The following is a 20,173-nucleotide window of genomic DNA, read 5'->3' as shown; positions in this document are numbered from 1 at the left end:
CTTTGAAAGCAGCTTCTGTAAGGAATTGTCGGTAATTCTGGCTAAGTGGCCCACAACGCCACGCAGCGCATGAGTACGGCAATTTCGGGATGAGCGTCCCGGACACCCATTTGGGACCACTGATGAGGGTAATAACTGTGCTTGAAGCCTACCGCAAACATATCGAAGAGCGTGCAGCACTGGGTATCGTTCCCCAGCCGCTTAACGCCGAACAAACTGCAGGCCTGGTCGAGCTGCTGAAAAATCCCCCGGCTGGCGAAGAAGCTTTCCTCGTTGACCTGATCACCAATCGCGTTCCACCTGGAGTGGACGAAGCAGCCTATGTAAAGGCCGGCTTCCTGTCCGCCCTCGCCAAAGGCGAAGCCAAATCTCCTCTGCTCGACAAGAAGCGCGCTGTTGAACTGCTCGGCACCATGCAGGGCGGCTACAACATCGTGACCCTGGTCAACCTGCTGGACGACGCCGAACTGGCGCCAGTAGCGGCCAAGGAACTCAAGCACACCCTGCTGATGTTCGACGCTTTCCACGACGTGGCTGAAAAAGCCAAGAACGGCAACGTTCACGCCCAAGGCGTACTGCAATCCTGGGCTGACGGCGAGTGGTTCAAGAACCGCCCGACCCTGGCCGACAAGATCAGCCTGCGCGTGTTCAAGGTGACTGGCGAGACCAACACCGACGACCTGTCCCCTGCCCCTGATGCCTGGTCCCGCCCGGACATCCCGCTGCACGCCCTGGCCATGCTGAAAATGGCTCGCGACGGCATCGTGCCTGACGCACAAGGCGTCACCGGCCCGATGAAGCAGATCGAAGAAATGCGCAACTCCGGCTTCCCGATCGCCTACGTCGGCGACGTGGTCGGTACCGGTTCTTCGCGTAAATCGGCGACCAACTCCGTACTGTGGTTCTTCGGCGACGACGTTCCTTACGTGCCAAACAAGCGTGCCGGCGGTTTCTGCTTCGGCAGCAAGATCGCTCCGATCTTCTACAACACCATGGAAGATGCTGGCGCACTGCCAATCGAATTCGACGTCTCCAACATGCACATGGGCGACGTGATCGACCTGTACCCGCATGCTGGCAAAGTCTGCAAGCACGGCACCGACGAAGTCCTGACCACCTTCGAAATGAAGACCCCGGTGCTGCTGGACGAAGTACGCGCTGGCGGCCGTATTCCGCTGATCATCGGCCGTGGCCTGACCGAGAAGGCTCGCGCCGAGCTGGGTCTGCCTGCGTTCGACCTGTTCAAGAAGCCTGAAGCGCCAGCCGAAAGCACCAAGGGTTTCACCCTGGCGCAGAAAATGGTCGGCAAGGCTTGCGGCGTAGCCGGTGTGCGTCCTGGCACCTACTGCGAACCGAAGATGACCACCGTGGGTTCCCAGGACACCACCGGTCCAATGACCCGTGACGAACTGAAAGACCTGGCGTGCCTGGGCTTCTCCGCTGATCTGGTGATGCAGTCTTTCTGCCACACCGCGGCTTATCCGAAGCCGATCGACGTGACCACCCACCACACCCTGCCTGACTTCATCATGACCCGTGGCGGCGTCTCCCTGCGTCCGGGCGACGGCATCATCCACTCGTGGCTGAACCGCATGCTGCTGCCAGACACCGTCGGTACCGGTGGTGACTCCCACACCCGTTTCCCGATGGGCATTTCGTTCCCGGCCGGTTCCGGCCTGGTAGCGTTCGCCGCAGCCACCGGCGTGATGCCGCTGGACATGCCGGAATCGATCCTGGTGCGCTTCAAAGGCAAAATGCAGCCTGGCGTCACCCTGCGTGACCTGGTTCATGCCATTCCTTACTTCGCCATCCAGAAAGGTCTGTTGACCGTCGAGAAGAAAGGCAAGAAAAACGCCTTCTCCGGCCGCATCCTGGAAATCGAAGGCCTGGACAACCTGAGCATCGAACAGGCTTTCGAGCTGTCCGACGCCTCGGCCGAACGTTCGGCTGCCGGTTGCACCATCAAGCTGTCGAAAGACTCGATCACCGAGTACCTGCAGTCCAACATCACCCTGCTGCGCTGGATGATCGGCGAAGGCTACGGCGATGTACGTACCCTGGAACGTCGTGCTCAAGCGATGGAAGCCTGGATCGCCAACCCTGAGCTGATGGAAGCCGATGCCGACGCCGAATACGCCGAAGTCATCGAAATCGATCTGGCCGAGATCAACGAGCCTGTGCTCTGCGCTCCGAACGACCCGGATGACGCTCGCCTGCTCTCCAGCGTTGCTGGCGAGAAGATCGACGAAGTGTTCATCGGTTCGTGCATGACCAACATCGGTCACTTCCGCGCTGCCGGTAAACTGCTGGATCAGGTCAAGGGTCAGCTGCCAACCCGTCTGTGGCTGTCGCCGCCGACCAAGATGGACGCTCACCAACTGACCGAAGAAGGCTACTACGGCATCTACGGCAAGGCTGGCGCTCGCATGGAAATGCCGGGCTGCTCGCTGTGCATGGGTAACCAGGCACGTGTAGAGCCGAACAGCACCGTGGTGTCGACGTCGACCCGTAACTTCCCGAACCGTCTGGGTGACGGCGCGAACGTCTACCTGGCTTCGGCCGAGCTGGCGTCCGTGGCTTCCATCCTGGGTCGCCTGCCGACCGTCGAGGAGTACATGGAATACGCTGGCAAGATCGACAGCATGGCGGCCGATGTCTACCGCTACCTGTCCTTCGACCAGATTGCCGAGTTCCGTGAAGTTGCAGCGAACGCCAAGATCCCGGTCGTTCAAGCCTAAGGTTACAAAGCAATAAAAAACGCCGCCCATCGTGAGATGAGCGGCGTTTTTTTATGCCTTTCGAATCAAGAGATCGCAGCCTGCGGCAGCTCCTACAGGGAAACGCATTCCAATGTAGGAGCTGCCGCAGGCTGCGATCTTTTGATCTTCGGGGATCAGGCACTCAGCGAATAGATCAACGCCGAAATCGCCACAAGACCCACCGCCACCACAAACACGTTCGACGCCTGACCGCGATAGCGGGCCATGGCCGGCACCTTGCGGATGGCGTACATCGGCATCAGGAACAGGATCGCCGCGATCACCGGGCCGCCCATGGTTTCGATCATGCCGAGGATGCTCGGGTTCAGCGTGGCGACGATCCAGCACACCACCAGCATGAAAGCCGCAGTCATGCGATCCAGCGCCTTGGTTGACGGACGCTTGCCGGTTTTGACGATCAAGCCCTTCAGCCCTTCGCTGGCGCCGATATAGTGCCCCAGGAATGACTTGGAAATGGCCACGAACGCAATCAACGGCGCCGCGAAGGCGATCGTCGGGTTGTCGAAGTGGTTGGCCAGGTACGACAGGATCGACAGGTTCTGCGCCTTCGCCTCGGCCAGTTGCGCCGGCGACAGGGTCAGCACGCAGCTGAAGACGAAGAACAGCACCATCACCACCATCAAGGCGTGGGCGCGGGACAGGATCTGCGAACTGCGCTGTTCGGCGTGCTCGCCGTAACGACGCTTCTGGTCCACCGCGAACGCCGAGATGATCGGCGAGTGGTTAAACGAGAACACCATCACCGGAATCGCCAGCCACAGGGTGTGCAGCAACGCCGACGGCTCAGGCAACGTGCTGGCCGTGGTCAGGATGCCGCCGTTCCAGTGCGGAATCAGGAACACCGCCAGGAACAGCAACGCGACGATGAACGGGTAGACCATCAGGCTCATGGCCTTGACGATCATCTGTTCGCCGCAACGCACCACCGCCAGCAGGCCGAGGATCAGCACCAGCGACAGCACCGCACGCGGTGGCGGCGTGATGTGCAGTTGATGTTCGAGGAAGCTGCCCACGGTGTTGGTCAGGGCGACACTGTAGATCAGCAGGATCGGGAAGATCGCGAAGAAGTACAGCAAGGTGATCACCGCGCCGGCCTTGAGGCCGAAATGCTCCTCCACCACTTGCGTGATGTCCGCGCCTTCACGGCCGGACAACACAAAGCGGGTCAGGCCGCGGTGTGCGTAGAAGGTCATCGGGAACGCCAGCAGCGCCAGGATCAGCAACGGCCAAAAGCCGCCCAGGCCTGCGTTGATCGGTAAAAACAGGGTACCGGCACCAATCGCCGTGCCAAACAGGCCCAGCATCCAGGTGGTGTCTTGGCGATTCCAGCTCGAAAGGGTCGCTGGTGTCGCGTCTACATAGCGTTCGTTGACGCTATTGGCCTGATCATTCATCCGGTGGGATCTCCACATTCCGGTCACTTGCCACCCGGCCAGAACGCGTCGGAGTACCCGACAGGCAGTGCCCTGGCCGAAACAAGCGCGCGATTCTCCGGGATTAATGAGCAGAAGCAAAGACTTAGGTGAGGAACGGTGGTGCCAATTTGAGATTCGCAAGGCAACCCTTAACCCTGTGGGAGCGAACCTGCTCGCGATAGCGGCGGCAAATCCAGCACCTGTATTGGCTGATACACCGCCATCGCGAGCAGGCTCGCTCCTACAGGGAGTGGCGTCGTTTCATCGGCAAAGACCGGCCCGCACTTGATAAAGGTCAATCATCATGTATTTTTAAACACACCTGTCTTCCCTCTGGAGTCATCCCATGCCACTGGTTCGCGTCGAAATCAAAAAGCAACAGGACCCCAACTACGCCAAACGTATCGGCGAGCTGATCTACGCCGCCATGCACAGCACCATTGGCGTGCCCAAGGACGATAATTTCCAGATCCTGGCCGAACACGACGAGCATCATTTCATTTTCGATCCGAACTACCTGGGCATCCCGCGCAGCGACGGGCTGGTGATCATCCAGATCACCCTCAGCGAAGGACGCACCGTCGAACAGAAGAAACTGCTCTACAAAACCATCGCCGAGAGCCTGAATGCAGAACTGTCCGTGCGCCTGGAAGATGTTTTCATTAATCTGGTGGAAGTGAAGAAAGAAAACTGGTCGTTCGGCAATGGCATTGCCCAGTACGCCCTCTGATTCTTAATTTTGATACCTGTGAGCCGCCAATGCCCCGAGTTTCCCGCAAGCAAGCCGACCTCAACCGCGAAATCATTGTCGATGCCGCCACGCGGCTGTTCCGCGAGCGCGGTTTGCACGGGATCAGCGTCGTCGATGTCATGGCCGCTGCCGGCCTGACCCATGGCGGCTTCTATGGTCACTTCGAGTCCAAGGAAGCGCTGGCCAGGGAGGCCAGCGAGCGGGCGTTCAAGGAAGTGGGCACGCGCTGGCGGGAACGGATCACCACCGACGACAAGGCCGCCGCGCGCCGTGCCCTGATCGAGCCTTACCTGTCCACCCACAGCCGCGACAATCCTGGCGACAGCTGCCCGGTGGTGGCCTTCGCCGGCGACATGTGCCACGAGAGTGCCGGGAGCGGCTTGCGCGAGCCGTTCATGGACGGCCTGAATCGACTTCTCGATTCGTTCGGCAAGCTGATGGATTCAGAGGATCCCGGCGAACAACGACTTCAGGCGCTGGCCCAATACTCACTGATGGTGGGCGCATTGACCCTGGCCCGGGCCAGCCGGGGCGACGCGCTGTCGGATGAAATCCTCGACGCGGCGAAGCGCTTTCTGACCACTGACCAGCCTTGACCCCCTCCCCTTGCCTGAATAGTCGCGGTCGTTGAAAAAAAATCGGCGGCGGCGCCAGCGCCTACAATGAGAAGCGCGGCTACCACGTCGGCATTGCCAAAACGCCCGGTAGCCAGCAATCTCCATTGACGTTCGAGCCCGATACCCATGCCCACAGGAGCCACGCATGCCCGCAACCGTTCTCGTACTGGTTGAAACCATCAATGATTACTTGCCTATCCTCGAACATCAGGGCTTCCACCTGATACTGGCCCCGACCCCCGCCGAGCGCGCCGAAGCCATCAGCCGCCACAGCGCCCAGATCGACGCCGTATTGACCCGTGGCCCGCTGGGCCTGTACACCGATGAAATCGCCGCCCTGCCCAACCTGAAGATCATCTGCGTGATCGGTGCCGGCTATGAAATGGTCGACCTGCAAGCCGCCGCCGACCGTGGCATCACGGTGACCAATGGCGCCGGGGTCAATGCCTCCTCCGTCGCCGACCACGCCATGGCCCTGTTGTTGTCACTGGTGCGCGATGTGCCTCGCTGCGACGCCGCCGTACGCCGGGGCGAGTGGCCGAAGATCATGCGCCCGTCACTGGCCGGCAAACGCCTGGGCATTCTCGGCCTCGGTGCCGTCGGCATGGCCATCGCCAAACGCGCCGCCGCCGGTTTCGACATGAGCGTGTGCTACCACAACCGCCAGCATCGCAGCGACGTGACCTACGAGTTCTGCGCCACACCCACGGAGCTGGCGCGCGCCTCGGACTTTCTGATCGTCGCCACCCCCGGTGGCCTCGGCACCCAGCACCTGGTCAATCGCCAGGTACTCGACGCCCTCGGCCCCAAGGGTTTCCTCGTCAACATCGCCCGGGCCAGCGTGGTGGTCACCGCCGATCTGATTACCGCACTCGAACAACGACGCATCGCCGGTGCCGCGCTGGATGTGTTCGACGCCGAGCCGCAGGTGCCGGATGCGCTCAAGGCCTTGAGCAACGTCATCCTCACCCCGCATGTCGCCGGGCTCTCGCCGGAAGCCACGCAGGGTACCGTCGAACTGGTGGGTCGCAACCTCGTGGCGTTCTTTTCCGGTCAACCGGTCATCACCCCGATCGAGTTGCCACGCAACATCAGCGACGCCGTTGTGTAGGACAATTCAAACAGGTGTATCAAAAACAATGATTGCCCGGCAACACGCTCGCCTATAAGGGCCGATCGTGGTTGTCGGTGCCGGGGGCGCGCATTAGATTAGCCAATAGTTTCAGGCCACCAGAATAAGCAGAAGGGATAAGCATGGCGCTTACTGACCAGTCCACCCGTATCCGCTCCGGCGAAGAACTCGATGCCAGCCTGATCGATCCCTACCTCAAGGCGCACATTCCGGGCCTCAGCGGCCTGCCGCAGATCAGCCAGTTTCCGGGCGGTGCGTCGAACCTCACCTATTTGCTGGAATACCCCGGGCAAGAATTCGTCCTGCGCCGGCCGCCTTTCGGCCACAAGGCCAAGTCCGCCCATGACATGGGCCGCGAATTCCGCATCCTCAATCAATTGCGCGACGGCTTTCCGTATTGCCCGAAAGCCTACGTGCACTGCACCGACGAGTCGGTGATCGGCGCCGAGTTCTATGTGATGGAACGGGTCAAGGGCATCATCCTGCGCTCCGAACTGCCCGCGGAACTGGGGCTCGACTCGGCGAAAACCGAAGCGCTGTGCAAGAGCTTCATCGACAAGTTCGTCGAGCTGCACCGGGTCGACTACAACGCCTACGGGCTGGGTGACCTTGGCAAGCCGGAAGGTTACGTGGCACGGCAGATCAAGGGCTGGAGCGATCGCTACGAGAAGGCCCTGACCCCGGATGCGCCACAGTGGGAGGCGGTAAAGGCCTGGCTCAACGACAAGATGCCGGCCGATCACCCGACCTCCAGCATCGTGCACAACGACTACCGTTTCGACAACGTGATCCTCGACCCGAACAACCCGATGCAGATCATCGGCGTGCTCGACTGGGAACTCACGACCCTGGGCGATCCACTGATGGACCTGGGCAACACCCTCGCCTACTGGATCGAAGCCGACGACCCGGCCCCCGTGCAACTGATGCGCCGCCAGCCGAGCCACGCACCCGGCATGCTGACCCGCCGTGAATTCGTCGATTACTACGCCCAGCGTTCCGGCATCCAGATCGACAATTTCGACTTCTACTACACCTACGGCCTGTTCCGCCTGGCCGGCATCGTGCAGCAGATCTACTACCGCTTCTACCACGGCCAGACCCAGGACAAACGCTTCGCGCAGTTCATTCACATGAACAAACTGCTGGAGCAGATGAGCCTGCAGGTCATCCAGAAATCCAGCCTTTGATGCCGCCCCTGGCCCAATAACAAGACCGTTTATAAGGGAACCCCATGTCCAAGACCCAGTTGTTCGACCTCGACGGCAAGATCGCTTTCGTCTCCGGTGCCAGCCGTGGCATCGGTGAGGCCATTGCCAGGTTGCTGGCGCAGCAAGGCGCCCACGTGATCGTGTCGAGCCGCAAACTCGACGGTTGCCAGCACGTGGCCGACGCGATCATCGCCGCCGGCGGCAAAGCCACTGCCATCGCGTGCCATATCGGTGAAATGGAACAGATCAGCCAGGTGTTCGCCGGCATCAAGGAACAGTTCGGGCGCCTGGACATCCTGGTCAACAACGCGGCGACCAACCCGCAGTTCTGCAACGTGCTGGATACCGACCTCAGCGCCTTCCAGAAGACGGTCGACGTCAACATCCGTGGCTACTTCTTCATGTCGGTGGAAGCCGGCAAGCTGATGCGCGAGAACGGCGGCGGCAGCATCATCAACGTGGCGTCGATCAATGGCGTTTCGCCGGGCGTGTTCCAGGGCATCTACTCGGTCACCAAGGCCGCGGTCATTAACATGACCAAGGTGTTCGCCAAGGAATGCGCGCAGTTCGGCATTCGCTGCAACGCCCTGCTGCCAGGCCTGACCGATACCAAGTTCGCCTCGGCCCTGGTAAAGAACGAAGCGATCCTGAACACCGCGCTGGCGCAGATCCCGCTCAAGCGCGTAGCCGATCCGAGTGAAATGGCCGGTGCGGTGCTGTACCTGGCCAGCGATGCATCGAGCTACACCACCGGCGTTTCGCTGAACGTGGACGGTGGTTTCCTCTCCTGATCCATGCCACCGACGTACCCCCTGTAGGAGCTGCCGGAGGCTGCGATCTTTTGATTTTGCTTCAAAAGATCGCAGCCTCGTTACACTCGACAGCTCCTACAAGGATCGTGCGTGATCGAATTTACTGAGTGACGCAGCGCGTCGTGGTCGTGACCCGCGTCACCTCGCCTTCGGCTTTCATATCGCCCATGACATCGGTTTTATCCATGGTTTGACAGGTACGCTCTGGCGGTGGCGGCGGCGCGGCGGGTGGAGGGGGCGGCGGGCTGGCACAGCCACCGAGCAAGACAGCACAGAGCGCAAAAGGGGTGAAAACGCGTTTCCCAAGACTGTTCATAGGATGACCCGCGAAAAGTGATCGACAAGTTTGTGACAACAAAACACTGCCAAAAAGTTCACGGGTGCATCACAGAAAAGCAGTTTTTATGGGTCAGGAAGGCCGTCCGGTAGTCAAAACCGACAAAAACTACCGCACGGGATCGGGGCGATGCAGGGTGTTGCTTTGCAGTTCATAACGCAGCTCTTCAATGAGTGCGGCGACCGATTCGGGGGTTTGCAGCGTGGCCAGGTTCAACCCGCTGACCACCAGATCCACTTGCCCGGACACTGGATGGTAGAGCTTGACGGTCAAGGTATGATCGCCCGTGACATTGCACTCACAGGCCAGCGGCGAAAACGTCCGCTCCAGCTGGGTCCGCAATTGCGCCAGGTGCATCATTGCGGTTGGCCCGTATGACGGATGGCAGTGATCAGGTGTGGCATGGCTGTTCCTTTAGCAAATACAAAGAGCGGGCGAAGGATCCGAAGATACCGTTCGCACGTCCCTAGCCTAAGAACTGTACCCTCCCGCCAGCACCTCCATTTGCACCAGATCGGCTAGTGCATTTGCACCTTACCGCTGGCCTTTGGTTGGCCATGCCCCGGAAAACAAACCACGCTCGCGCGCCCAGACAATCGCCTCGCTACGGCTGTGCACATCCAGCTTGGAATACACCGTCGCCACGTGATTGCGCACGGTATTGGGTGCCAGTTTCAGGCGAGCGGCGATTTCCTTGTCGGCCAGGCCTTCACAGATCAAACCCAGCACATCGCGCTCACGGGCAGTCAGGTCGGTGAAGGACACACTGGGCGACCGGGGCGAATTGACGCTTTTCACATTGGCCAGCTTTTCAATCAGCGTGCGGCTGAACCACGAGGCGTCTTTCATCACCTCCTCGATAGCCGCCACCAACTCAAGCTCCGTGCGTTTACGCTCGGTGATGTCCATCAAGACCCACAGGTAGCAGGGTTGGTCCTGGATGCTCACGGTGTCCGCCGACACGGCGCAATCCATCAACCCCGTGTCTTTCTTGCGTATCCGCACATCGAGGCGATCCAGGCGCGCGGATTTCTCCAGTGCGGCGAACAGCCGGGTCCGTGCAGCCTTGTCATCGAAGACACCGATGTGCGCGATGGTTTGGCCAAGCACCTCCTCGCGGGGATAGCCCAGGGTATCGAGGAACGCTTCGTTCACATCCAGCACCACTTGATCGTCGGCGCGGCAGACCAGGATCGGCACCGGCGACAGGCGAAAGGCCTTGGCAAAGCGCTCCTCGCTGTGGCGCAGGGCGATTTCCGCCTTGTGCCGGGGCTCCATGTCGACGAAGGAAAACAGCATGCAGGGCTCGTCAAAGAGCTCCAGGGGCTGGCCGGCGACGATCACCTGCTTGCTGCCGCCATCGGCCAGTCGCAACTCGGCCTGCATTTGCGGGATAGTGCCGCCTTCGCGCAAGCGCTGCTTGGCCAGATCCTTGTTTTCGGCCTGGTCGAGCACATCCAGCTCATAGGTCGAGCTGCCGATCACCTGGTCCCGGGTATAACCGGTCATCTCCAGAAAGCCCGCATTGACCTTGATGTAGCGCAAATCGCTGAGGCGGCAAATCACCGCGGGCGCGGGGTTGGCAGCGAAGGTTTTCTCGAAGCGCTGCTCGGCATTGGCCCAGTCGGTGACGTCGTCCATGATCAGCACCAATGACTCCGGTTCGCCGCGGCTGTCGGTCACCACCAGGCTGCGCACGCGGTGAACCCAGGTCCGCTCTTCATCGTCGACCGGGGTGAGTTCGACCAGCACATCGCTGAACGTCTCCCCGCGCGCGACGCGACTGATCGGGTAGTTGGCAACCGGGACCGGGTGATTGTTGCGATAACGCAAGGCGAAGCGTTGCGCATATTGCTTCGCATCGGCGCCCAGCTCGCCGATCCGCGCGACACCGTGCATGGCCAGCGCGGCGTCATTGGCCCAGACAATCGTCTGGTCCAGCTCCAGCAGAATCACCCCGTCGGACAGCCCGGTGATGATCTGCTGCAACTGGCGGCGACTGGTTTCGGTGGTCAGGACGTCCTGGCTCATTGGTTCTCCACATTTGCGATAGCCCCTGTGAAGCGTACGACCGCCAGGCCCGGCGATAGTGCGAAGATTCTGTGGGAGCGGGCTTGCTCGCGAAGGCGAAGTACCAGCCAACCTCCATGTTGACTGTCAAACCGCCTTCGCGAGCAAGCCCGCTCCCACAGTGACTGCGTTCAGCGTGCGTCCGCCAGCACCAATTCGCGCAAGGTATCCAGAAACAGCTTGAGCACGGGGGAATCGTCGTCCGCGCGGTAAGTGGCGTACAGCGGCACCTCCGGCAACGCCGGTGCCAGGCGCCGGAACACCAGCCCGGCCGGGGCCAGCTGTTCGATGGACGCCGGCAGCAGCGCCACGCCGAACCCGGCCCGCACCAGGCTGAGCAAGGTCTGTACTTCGATCACTTGCTGGCGGATCTGCGGCGTGAAACCGGCCTGGAGACAGCACTGGAACAGGAAATCGGCAAACCGCGACTGCTTGAGTTCCAGGGCCACGAACGGTTCCTGCGCCAGGTCCGAGGGTGCCAGGCGCTCACGTTGCGCCAGGGGATGATCGGCAGGCATGACCACCCGGATCGGCTCGTAGACCAGCAGTTCGTTACGCAACTGCGGGTCGTCATAGCCGACCCGGAACACGCAGGCATCGATGCGTTTTTCCTTCAGCGCCTTGACCTGCGCCGCCGGGGTCATCTCATGCAGGCGCCAGTTCACGTGCGGATAGCGCTCGCGAAACAGGTGCAGGGCCCGCGGCAGCACGCCGACCATCACCGAGCTGATCATGCCGATTTCCAGCTCGCCCAATTGGCCACGGCCGGTCTGCCGCGTCAGGTCCAGCGCGCGGTTGAGCTGTTCGAACACCAGCGGCGCCTGTTCCTTGAGCATCTGGCCGGCGGCGGTCAGTTCAACCCGGTGATGGCTGCGCTCGAACAACGGCGTGCCCAATTCCTCTTCCAGCAGGCGAATCTGCTGGCTCAACGGCGGCTGGCAGATGTGCAGCCGCGTGGCCGCCCGGCCGAAATGCAACTCTTCGGCCAGCGCCATGAAGTACCGCAACAAGCGCAAGTCCATGGCGATTATCCCAGTGCCAGGGGGGTCGAACGCTGACGCACCCCGGTCAGGTTGAACAGTGCATTGGCGATGGCTGGCGCCACCGGCGGGCTGCCCAGTTCGCCGACGCCGCCGGGTTTGCCAGGTTCGCCCTCCACCAGCAGAATGTCCACCTCGGGCATGTCCGACATGCGCGCCACGCGGTAGTCATGGAAGTTGCTCTGCACCACCCTGCCCGCCTTGATGTCCAGACGATCGAACAAGGCGTGCCCCAGGCCCCACATCAGGCCACCGTAGATCTGCTCTTCGACCCCGCCGGGCGAAACCGCCAGCCCGCAATCGACAACGCAGGTGAGTTTCTCGACGCAGATGACGCCGTCCTTTTTCGCCACCCGGGCGACCACCGCGATGAAACTGCTGTAGCCCTGGTTGGTGGCGATACCCAGCGCCGTGCCGTCCGGCAATGGCTGGCCCCAGCCGGCTCGCTCGGCGGCACTTTTGAGTACCGCGACATGCCGGGGACGTTCCTGCATGTTGGCCAGGCGGAAGGCCAAGGGGTCCTGACCCGCACCGTGGGCCAGTTCATCCATGAAGCTCTCCACGGCGAACACGTTGGGAATGAAGCTCACCGAGCGATACCAGCCACTGGGCACCTGACTTTCGTGCCTGACCCAGACCAGGTCCAGGTTCGCCGGACGATAGGCAAAGTCCCACGCCGTGATCGCTTCGGTGGTGCTGTAGTCCATCTTGTCCGGACGTTCGAAATAGCCCGGTTCCCACTGCTCCGGCGAGGCGGGCGACACCGCGTTGAGTTGCAGCGCGGTCAGGCGACCCTGTGCATCCAGCGCGCCCTTTGCCCGGTGCAAGGTGGCCGGGTGCATGAACAGCGCACGCATTTCGTCTTCACGGCTGTTCATCAACTTGACCGGCACCCTGGCCTGCTGTGCCAGATACGCCACTTCAAACAGCCAGTACTTGGCTTCCCGCGCCCCAAAGCTGCCACCGGACACCAGCTCGTTGATGATGACCTTGTCCCGGGCGATCCTGCACACGGTTTGCGCGGCCTCCAGCGCCGAGGACGGCACCTGCACGCCACCCCAATAAGTGATCGCGTTGTCCTTCACCTGGGCCGTGATACAGATCGGTTCCAGCGGATTCTGCACCTTGTACGGCATGCGGTAATCGGCTTCCAGCCGCTTCGCGGCGTGCGGCCATTGCGCGTTCACATCCCCGGCCGCCATCGCGGTCACCCGCTGTGCGTGCGGGTCATCGATAGCCGCCGCCTGGGCCTTGGCCAATTCGTCGCTGTCGAAACCGGCCAGTGGCGAGTCGCTCCACTGCACCTTGAGCTGTTCGCGCCCCTGGTGCGCCGCCCAGTAGTTGTCTGCCAACACGGCCACGCCTTCGAGGTTGCCGCCCAGGATATCCGGCCGCCCCGGCACTGCGATCACCTGGCGTACGCCCGGCACTTGCAGCGTGGCGGCAGCATCCACCGCCAACACCTTGGCCCCCACCACCGGTGCCCGCTCAATCACTGCCACCAGCATCTGCGGCAACACCACATCGATGCTGTACGTGAACCGTCCACAGACCTTGGCCTGCGCATCACGCTTATGGCGCAACTTGCCGATGTACTTGAATTGGGTCGGGTCTTTCAGGGTGACCCCGGCAGGTGCCGGCAAATGCGCGGCGACGCTGACCAGTTCGCCGTAGCCCACACTGCGTTTGCTTGCGGCGTGCACCACCCGACCCTCTTCGGTCGAGCAACTGTCGGGGCTGACCTTCCACTGTCTGGCCGCCGCCGTCATCAACAGGGTGCGCGCGGTGGCGCCGGCCAGGCGCAGGCGGTCGTACTCCAGCGACACGCTGGTGCTGCCACCCGTGGAGAAGACTTTCCAGACCGGATGGATATAGGTTTCAAAGAACGGATTCTCCGGCGAGATCACCTGCACCGTCATCGGGTTCACATCCAGTTCCTCGGCCACGCACGCCGCCAGCGCGGTGTGGGTGCCGGTGCCGGAGTCGTGCTTGTGCACCACCAGTTTCACCGTGCCGTCGGGCAACACGCGAACCCAGGCATTGGGCTCGAATTCAGCCGACGATGCCGGTGCCCCCGGCCCCGTCGCGGCAGCGCCCGCAGGCAGGTAAAACGCGATCGCCAGACCTGAAGCGACTGTCGCGCTGTGCTGGAGAAAACGTCGACGCGACAGCTCAACCTGACCCTGGCTCATCACGCCTCCTTCGGCGCGGACGCCGCACGTTTGATCGCCTTGTTGATACGCCCGTAAGTGCCGCAGCGGCACAGGTTGCCGGACATGGCGTCGCGGATCGACTCGTCGGTGACCGCCGCCCCGGTATTGAGCAGCGCCGCCGCGGACATGATCTGCCCGGATTGACAGTAGCCGCATTGCGGGACATCTTCGGCAACCCAGGCCAGTTGCAGCGGATGCTGTCCGGTGGGCGACAGGCCCTCGATGGTGGTGATGCTGTGTCCCGCCGCGGCGGCCACCGGCAACTGGCAGGAACGCACCGCGACGCCGTCCAGGTGCACGGTGCAGGCGCCGCACAGGCCCATGCCGCAACCGAACTTGGTGCCGGTGAGTTTCAAGTGGTCACGCAATACCCATAACAAGGGCGTGGAGGGCGATGTCTCTACCAGCTCGCGTCGTTCGCCGTTTACCGTGAATTCGATCATTGTCAGGCTCCAGGAGAGCGGCCCGTCTTTGTGCGGGCCTGGTGATCGATTATTGGGAGCCTTCGCAACATCGGGCCAGCGACGATTTCTGCCATCCTGTGTAAGTAGGACTAACAGCATGTACAAGCGATACCCGTCGGTGCAGTCCATGAGCGCGTTCATCCAGGCGGCCCGCAGCGGCAGTTTCTCCAGCGCGGCGCGCAAGCTCGACCTCACCCACAGCGCCATCAGCCAGCAGATCCGGGCCCTTGAAGAGTTCATCGGCCAGCCGCTGTTCGTGCGCGAAGGGGGTGGCAGCAACCTGACCGATGCCGGGCAGTTGTTCGCCAGCGTGCTGTCCGATGGCCTGGCGCAGATCGACCGTGCCCTGTCCTCGGTGAAAAATCGCCCCGTGCCCCGGCGCCTGACCCTGGATGTCGACAGCGAACTGGCGCAGAGCTGGCTCAATCCGCGCCTGCCGGAACTGCTCGACTTGTTGCCCGAGCATGAGGTGGTGCTGCTGTCGATGCCGCGCTCGGATCGCTCATCGTTCGAGCGCGTGGACCTGGCGTTGCGCTACGGCTATGGCGACTGGGACGATTGCGAGATGACGCAAATCTGCGGTGATCGGGTGATGGCGGTGGCCTCGCCCGAACTGCTTGAGCGACAGGGTTTGCAGTTACCGCTAAGCCCGGCGCAGATCCTCGAACTGCCATTGCTCGGGTATACGCGACGGTCGTGGATTCCGTGGCTGGATGCGGCGGGCATGGCGCCGAACGAGCCTGCGGCGCGGGTGATATTCGACAATGCCGCCAACCTGATTGCCGCCGCCGAGGCGGGGGTCGGCGCGGGGCTGGTGCGCGGCTTGCTGGCGGCGGATGCGTTGCGCGCCGGCAGGCTGGTGGCGTTGAACGCGGCGCACATTCCGGCGCATTACAACCTCTATGCGGTGTGGCCGCCGGGGCAGGCCGAGCGGGTGGCGCCGGTGGTTGAGGCGGTCAAGCAGTTGGCATTGCGTACACAGGGCTGACGCCTTCGCGAGCAAGCCCGCTCCCACATTTGCAATGCGTTCCCCCTGTGGGAGCGGGCTTGCTCGCGAAGAGGCCCGCACATCCACCCCCTATCCCCAGCCCATATCGAACACGTATCAACACCCCGCCCAATTAATATTGTACGAACCTCACCCCCCCTTCCAATACTTCCCCCCAAGCAGCCAGCCTCCCGGGCCGGATGCGACCAGGCGAGGGAATGCGCGAGTGTTTGCGCATAGAAATGGCCGATTGCCCGGGACGTGGCTGCTGTGAACCGCAAGGTTCCCTTCCCCGCTATCAGGAGATCGACTTCAATGATCATCGATATCAGTTGCTATCCCACCGACCTGGTGGACCTCGCCTGGAGGCATGACGGTGACCCGTTCACCGGCGAGCGTCTGCTGGAGATGATGGATGGCCCGTACATGGTCAACGGCAAGCCTCGCCGCATCGACAAAGCCTTCATCCAGCCGCCTCAAGGCAACACCATTTACACCTGGACCGACGGCGAGCTGTCCGGTCGCGAATCCATCGACGCCTACATGGCCTACACCCTGAAAATGGTGCAGACCTACCCCGACCGCTTCATCGGTTGCTTCGTCTACAACCCGCGCTGCGGCGTGCAGAACGGCGTCGAGGCGATCGAGCGCTACGTCAAGGAACACGGCTTCAAGATGGTCCAGATGCAGGCCAACATGCACGCCTACCGCCCCGACCGGGCACTGGACTGGGTCCGCCCCTGCTTCGAGAAATGTGCCGAACTCGGCATCCCGGTCAAGCTGCACACCGGCGACGGGCCTTACAGCATCCCGTCGGAATGGGTGCCGATGATCAAGGAGTTCCCCAACGTCGATTTCATCATGGCGCACTTCGGCGTGCAGACCGGTGGCGTCTATGTGTTCGAACCCATGCAGTGGGCGATGGAACTGCCCAACGTCTACTGCGAATCGGGCTGGTGCCTGCAATCGCGGATCGTCGAGTTCGCCAAGGTGTTGCCGACCCACAAGATTCTCTTCGGCACCGACACGCCGCCGAACGAACCGGGCATGTGGCTGCGCCTGCTGGAGGTGCTGTGCCACGAGCCACCGCAAGGGCTGAACCTCGACGAGGACACCCTGGAAGACTATCTGGGCAACAACACCGCGCGGATGATCGGCCTCCAGCCCTCCCCGCCGCCGCGCACCGTCAGCGAAGCAGAGGCGCAACTCAAGCGCCCCGTCACCCCGCAACTGGCCAGGAGCTGAACCGATGATTATCGATACCCATCTGCACCCCACCAACCTGGTCGACGAGGCCTGGCGCCATACCGGCGAACCCTTCACCGGCGAGCGCATGCTCAAGCTGATGGACGGCCCGTACATGATCAACGGCAAACCGCGCCGTATCGACATGGGGTTCATCCAGCCGCCACCGGGCAACACCGGCTACCGCGACGGCAACCGCCGTGGCCGCGAGGGCGTGCGCGACTACATGTCCTATGTCGCCGAGCTGTGCGTGAAGTACCCGGACCGCTTCATCGGCAACTTCAACTTCAACCCGCGCTGGGGACCAGAAAACGGCGCCGCGGAGCTGGAATTCCACATCAAGGAATACGGCTTCAAGATGCTCAAGCTGCACGCCAACATGCACGGCTACCGCCCGGACCGCGCCCTGGACTGGTTGCGCCCGGCGATGAAAGTCTGCGCCAAGTACAACATCGTGGTACTGATCCACACCGGTGACGGCCCGTACACCATCCCGACCATGTTCTACCCGATCATCCGCGAGTTCCCGATGGTCAATTTCATCATCGGTCACTTCGGCATCCAGACCGGCGGCAACTATTCGTTCGAGGCGTTCTGGATGGCCATGGACACGCCCAATGTCTACTGCGAATCGGGCTGGTGCTTCCAGTCGCGGATCGTCGAATTCGCCAAGGACCTGCCGCGCAACAAGATCGTGTTCGGCACCGACTCGCCGCCGAACGAGCCGGGCATGTGGTTGCGCGAACTGGAGGTGCTGTGTTCGCCGGCGCCGCAGGGGCTGGGGATCGATGAGGATCACCTCGAAGACTACCTGGGCAACAACATCGCCCGGTTGTGCGGCATCGAACCCACGCCGCCGCCCAAGGACCTGATCGAGGCGGACATTCGCCTGACCACCACGTACCTGTAGGCAACGGCGCAACCCACTGTGGGAGCGGGCTTGCTCGCGAAAGCGGTGTGTCAGCCAACACCAATGTTGAATGTCAGACCGCTTTCGCGAGCAAGCCCGCTCCCACATGGACCTTGCTCGCCTTGCGCATTCATTGAGCCATTTTACGAGGTGAACCCATGACCCTCTCCACGCTCGGCGACACCCAGGATTTCCACGCTTTCATCGACGCCTATCTGCGGCAGTTTCCGGACGATGTGCTCACGGTGCGCGAATCGCTGTCGGCCGACCAGGACGTCACCGCCCTGGTCGATACCCTGGCCGCACAGGGCCGCGACCCGCTGCTGATCTGCGAAACCGTCGGCAGCCTCGGCGTGCCGGTGGCCACCAACCTCTTCGCTTCCCGGACCCGTATCGCACGAATCTTCGGCGTTCCCCCGGCGCAATTGCACGAGACCTTCCAGGCTCGCGCCAATCAGCCCATCGCACCGCGCTATGTCGAAACGGGCCCGATACTCGACGAAATTTTCGAAGGCGACGCGGTGGACCTGGCGCTGCTGCCGATGCTCAAGCATTTCGACAGCGACCGTGGCCCCTACATCACCAACGCCATCATCATCGCGCAAGACCCGGTCACCGGCATCGCCAACATGAGCTATCACCGCTCGATGCGCCACGCCCGGCAGACGCTCGCCACCAGCCTGCACTCGCGTGGCCACCTGTGGCGGATGCTGCAAACCGCCCGGGAACGCGGTGAAGAACTGCGCGTCGCGATGGTCGTCGGCGCGCACCCGTTGTTCATGCTCGCGGCGGCGGCGCGGCTGCCCTTTGGCAGCGATGAACGTGCGGTGGCGGGCGGTTTGTTCGGCGAGCCCCTGCAACTGGTCAAGACCCCGCGCTATGGCATCGGCGTGCCAGCCTTCGCTGAATTTGTCCTCGAAGGCGCCATCGATCCGACGGCTTATGCCGAGGAAGGCCCGTTCGGTGAATTCAGTGGCTATTCCTCGGATCGCTCGACCAACAACGTGTTGCGGGTCGACACCCTGATGCGCCGCAAGGACGCCTGGCTGGTGGACGTGGTCGGTGGCCGCTACGCCGAACACCTGACCCTGGCGCGGCTGCCACGGGAAGCGGAAATGAGCGAAAAACTCAAGGCGCGCTTCCCCGCGGTCACCGCCGTGCATTACCCCAATTCCGGCACCCACTTTCATTGCTACGTGGCCCTGGCGCAAAGCCGTGACGGCGAGGCGCGGCAGATCATGCTGGCGTTGCTCGGCTGGGACCCGTACCTGAAGACCGTGATCGCGGTGGACAGCGACATCGACATCAGCGACGACAGCCAGGTGCTCTGGGCCCTGGCCACGCACTTCCAGCCACACCAGGACATGTTTGTCGTCGATGGCCTGCCCGGCAGCCCGCTCGATCCTTCGTCCTCGGTCGACGGCACCACCTCGCGCATGGGCCTGGACGCCACTCGCGGTTCAGGCTTCGACGGGATCAAGGCGCAGCTGGATCCGGACGTGGTGGAACGTGCGCGCGGCCTGCTCATGAGCTACCCGTCATGAACCGCCAGCGCCTGGTGGTCGGCATCAGCGGCGCGTCCGGGTTCGTCTACGGCGTGCGCTTGCTCGAATTGCTCGCCGAACTGAACATCGAAAGCCACCTGATCATCAGCCGCGCGGCGCTGCTGACCATGGCCCACGAAACCGACTACAAACTGGCCGACGTCACCGCGCTGGCCAGCCATTACCACCGGGCCGACGACGTGGCAGCCGGGATCGCCAGCGGTTCGTTCCGGTGCCTGGGCATGGTGGTCGCGCCCTGCTCGATGCGCACCCTGGCGGAAATCGCCACCGGCACGTCCTCGGGCCTGATCGGCCGGGCCGCCGACGTCACGCTCAAGGAACGCCGGACCCTGGTGCTGATGGCCCGGGAAACCCCGCTGACCCTGGCGCACCTGCGCAACATGACCGCCGTCACCGAGATGGGCGGGATCATCGCCCCGCCCGTGCCGGCGTTCTATGCCCGCCCGCACAGCCTGGCGCAAATGGTCGATCACAGCCTCGGCCGGGTCCTCGACCTGTTCGGCCTCGACGCCGGCACCGCGCTGCGCTGGGGCGAAACAACACTCAATCCCTGTGGGAGCGGGCTTGCTCGCGAAAGCGGTGTATCCGTCGGCATAACCGTTGAATGACACACCGCATTCGCG

Annotated in this window: 17 protein-coding genes; 11 read left to right on the top strand and 6 right to left on the bottom strand. The window is 62.4% G+C overall.

All coding sequences use genetic code 11. The features are described 5' to 3' along the window. Positions 1-137 precede the first annotated feature (137 nt). A complete protein-coding gene (gene acnB, locus F8N66_RS12140; RefSeq protein WP_150770910.1) occupies positions 138-2,738 on the top strand; it encodes a bifunctional aconitate hydratase 2/2-methylisocitrate dehydratase in 2,601 nt (866 codons plus the stop codon). Between the two features lie 155 nt (positions 2,739-2,893). On the opposite strand, the gene F8N66_RS12135 is transcribed toward acnB, so the two are convergent. Beyond that, positions 2,894-4,174, bottom strand: a complete 1,281-nt coding sequence (locus tag F8N66_RS12135; RefSeq protein ID WP_150770397.1) for a serine/threonine transporter — start codon at positions 4,172-4,174, stop codon at positions 2,894-2,896. Between the two features lie 367 nt (positions 4,175-4,541). Here F8N66_RS12135 and F8N66_RS12130 point away from each other — a divergent pair, with 367 nt between their 5' ends. The 5 genes from F8N66_RS12130 (at position 4,542) to F8N66_RS12110 (ending at position 8,697) form a co-directional block, all read left to right on the top strand. After that, positions 4,542-4,925 carry a tautomerase family protein gene (locus F8N66_RS12130; protein WP_150770396.1) on the top strand — a complete coding sequence of 128 codons (384 nt, stop codon included), beginning with the start codon at positions 4,542-4,544 and terminating at the stop codon, positions 4,923-4,925. Between the two features lie 29 nt (positions 4,926-4,954). Continuing rightward, the gene (locus F8N66_RS12125; RefSeq protein WP_150770395.1) at positions 4,955-5,542 is read left to right on the top strand and encodes a TetR/AcrR family transcriptional regulator; all 588 of its coding nucleotides are present in this window, start codon (positions 4,955-4,957) and stop codon (positions 5,540-5,542) included. Between the two features lie 166 nt (positions 5,543-5,708). Next, positions 5,709-6,674: a 2-hydroxyacid dehydrogenase gene (locus F8N66_RS12120; protein WP_150770394.1), complete on the top strand. Its 966-nt coding sequence runs from the start codon at positions 5,709-5,711 to the stop codon at positions 6,672-6,674. Positions 6,675-6,817: 143 nt separating this feature from the next. Next, entirely contained in the window at positions 6,818-7,885 is a 1,068-nt protein-coding gene (locus tag F8N66_RS12115) for a phosphotransferase family protein (protein WP_150770393.1), read from the top strand. A gap of 44 nt (positions 7,886-7,929) precedes the next feature. Further along, positions 7,930-8,697: an SDR family oxidoreductase gene (locus F8N66_RS12110; RefSeq protein WP_150770392.1), complete on the top strand. Its 768-nt coding sequence runs from the start codon at positions 7,930-7,932 to the stop codon at positions 8,695-8,697. A gap of 466 nt (positions 8,698-9,163) precedes the next feature. Here the strand turns inward: F8N66_RS12110 and F8N66_RS12105 are convergent, their stop codons facing one another. From F8N66_RS12105 to F8N66_RS12085, 5 genes are all read right to left on the bottom strand, one after another. Further along, a complete protein-coding gene (locus tag F8N66_RS12105; RefSeq protein ID WP_150770391.1) occupies positions 9,164-9,415 on the bottom strand; it encodes a DUF1652 domain-containing protein in 252 nt (83 codons plus the stop codon). A 174-nt stretch (positions 9,416-9,589) separates the two neighbouring features. Next, complete coding sequence (locus F8N66_RS12100; RefSeq protein ID WP_150770390.1) at positions 9,590-11,086, bottom strand: helix-turn-helix transcriptional regulator; 1,497 nt, start codon at positions 11,084-11,086, stop codon at positions 9,590-9,592. Between the two features lie 170 nt (positions 11,087-11,256). Then, complete coding sequence (locus F8N66_RS12095) at positions 11,257-12,147, bottom strand: LysR substrate-binding domain-containing protein (protein ID WP_150770389.1); 891 nt, start codon at positions 12,145-12,147, stop codon at positions 11,257-11,259. A gap of 5 nt (positions 12,148-12,152) precedes the next feature. Continuing rightward, on the bottom strand, positions 12,153-14,357 hold the full coding sequence (locus F8N66_RS12090) for a xanthine dehydrogenase family protein molybdopterin-binding subunit (RefSeq protein ID WP_150770388.1): 2,205 nt from the start codon (positions 14,355-14,357) through the stop codon (positions 12,153-12,155). Next, positions 14,357-14,821, bottom strand: a complete 465-nt coding sequence (locus F8N66_RS12085; RefSeq protein WP_150770387.1) for a (2Fe-2S)-binding protein — start codon at positions 14,819-14,821, stop codon at positions 14,357-14,359. Before F8N66_RS12085 ends, F8N66_RS12090 begins: the two co-directional genes overlap by 1 nt. A 118-nt stretch (positions 14,822-14,939) precedes the next feature. On the opposite strand from F8N66_RS12085, the gene F8N66_RS12080 reads away from it, so the two are divergent. The 5 genes from F8N66_RS12080 (at position 14,940) to F8N66_RS12060 (ending at position 20,158) form a co-directional block, all read left to right on the top strand. After that, the gene (locus tag F8N66_RS12080) at positions 14,940-15,830 is read left to right on the top strand and encodes a LysR substrate-binding domain-containing protein (RefSeq protein WP_150770386.1); all 891 of its coding nucleotides are present in this window, start codon (positions 14,940-14,942) and stop codon (positions 15,828-15,830) included. Between the two features lie 315 nt (positions 15,831-16,145). Continuing rightward, on the top strand, positions 16,146-17,075 hold the full coding sequence (locus F8N66_RS12075; protein WP_150770385.1) for an amidohydrolase family protein: 930 nt from the start codon (positions 16,146-16,148) through the stop codon (positions 17,073-17,075). Between the two features lie 4 nt (positions 17,076-17,079). Then, the gene (locus F8N66_RS12070) at positions 17,080-17,985 is read left to right on the top strand and encodes an amidohydrolase family protein (protein ID WP_053158646.1); all 906 of its coding nucleotides are present in this window, start codon (positions 17,080-17,082) and stop codon (positions 17,983-17,985) included. A 158-nt stretch (positions 17,986-18,143) separates the two neighbouring features. After that, positions 18,144-19,529 carry a UbiD family decarboxylase gene (locus F8N66_RS12065; RefSeq protein WP_150770384.1) on the top strand — a complete coding sequence of 462 codons (1,386 nt, stop codon included), beginning with the start codon at positions 18,144-18,146 and terminating at the stop codon, positions 19,527-19,529. Further along, positions 19,526-20,158 (top strand): UbiX family flavin prenyltransferase, encoded by a 633-nt coding sequence (locus F8N66_RS12060; protein ID WP_150770383.1) that lies wholly within the window; start codon positions 19,526-19,528, stop codon positions 20,156-20,158. Before F8N66_RS12065 ends, F8N66_RS12060 begins: the two co-directional genes overlap by 4 nt. The last annotated feature ends 15 nt before the right edge of the window (positions 20,159-20,173 follow it).

This window comes from Pseudomonas fluorescens (assembly GCF_902498195.1).
GTDB classification, from domain to species: Bacteria; Pseudomonadota; Gammaproteobacteria; order Pseudomonadales; family Pseudomonadaceae; genus Aquipseudomonas; species Aquipseudomonas fluorescens_BU.
The sequence above is the reverse complement of the archived record's forward strand: the minus strand, read 5'-3'. Positions and strand labels throughout refer to the sequence as shown.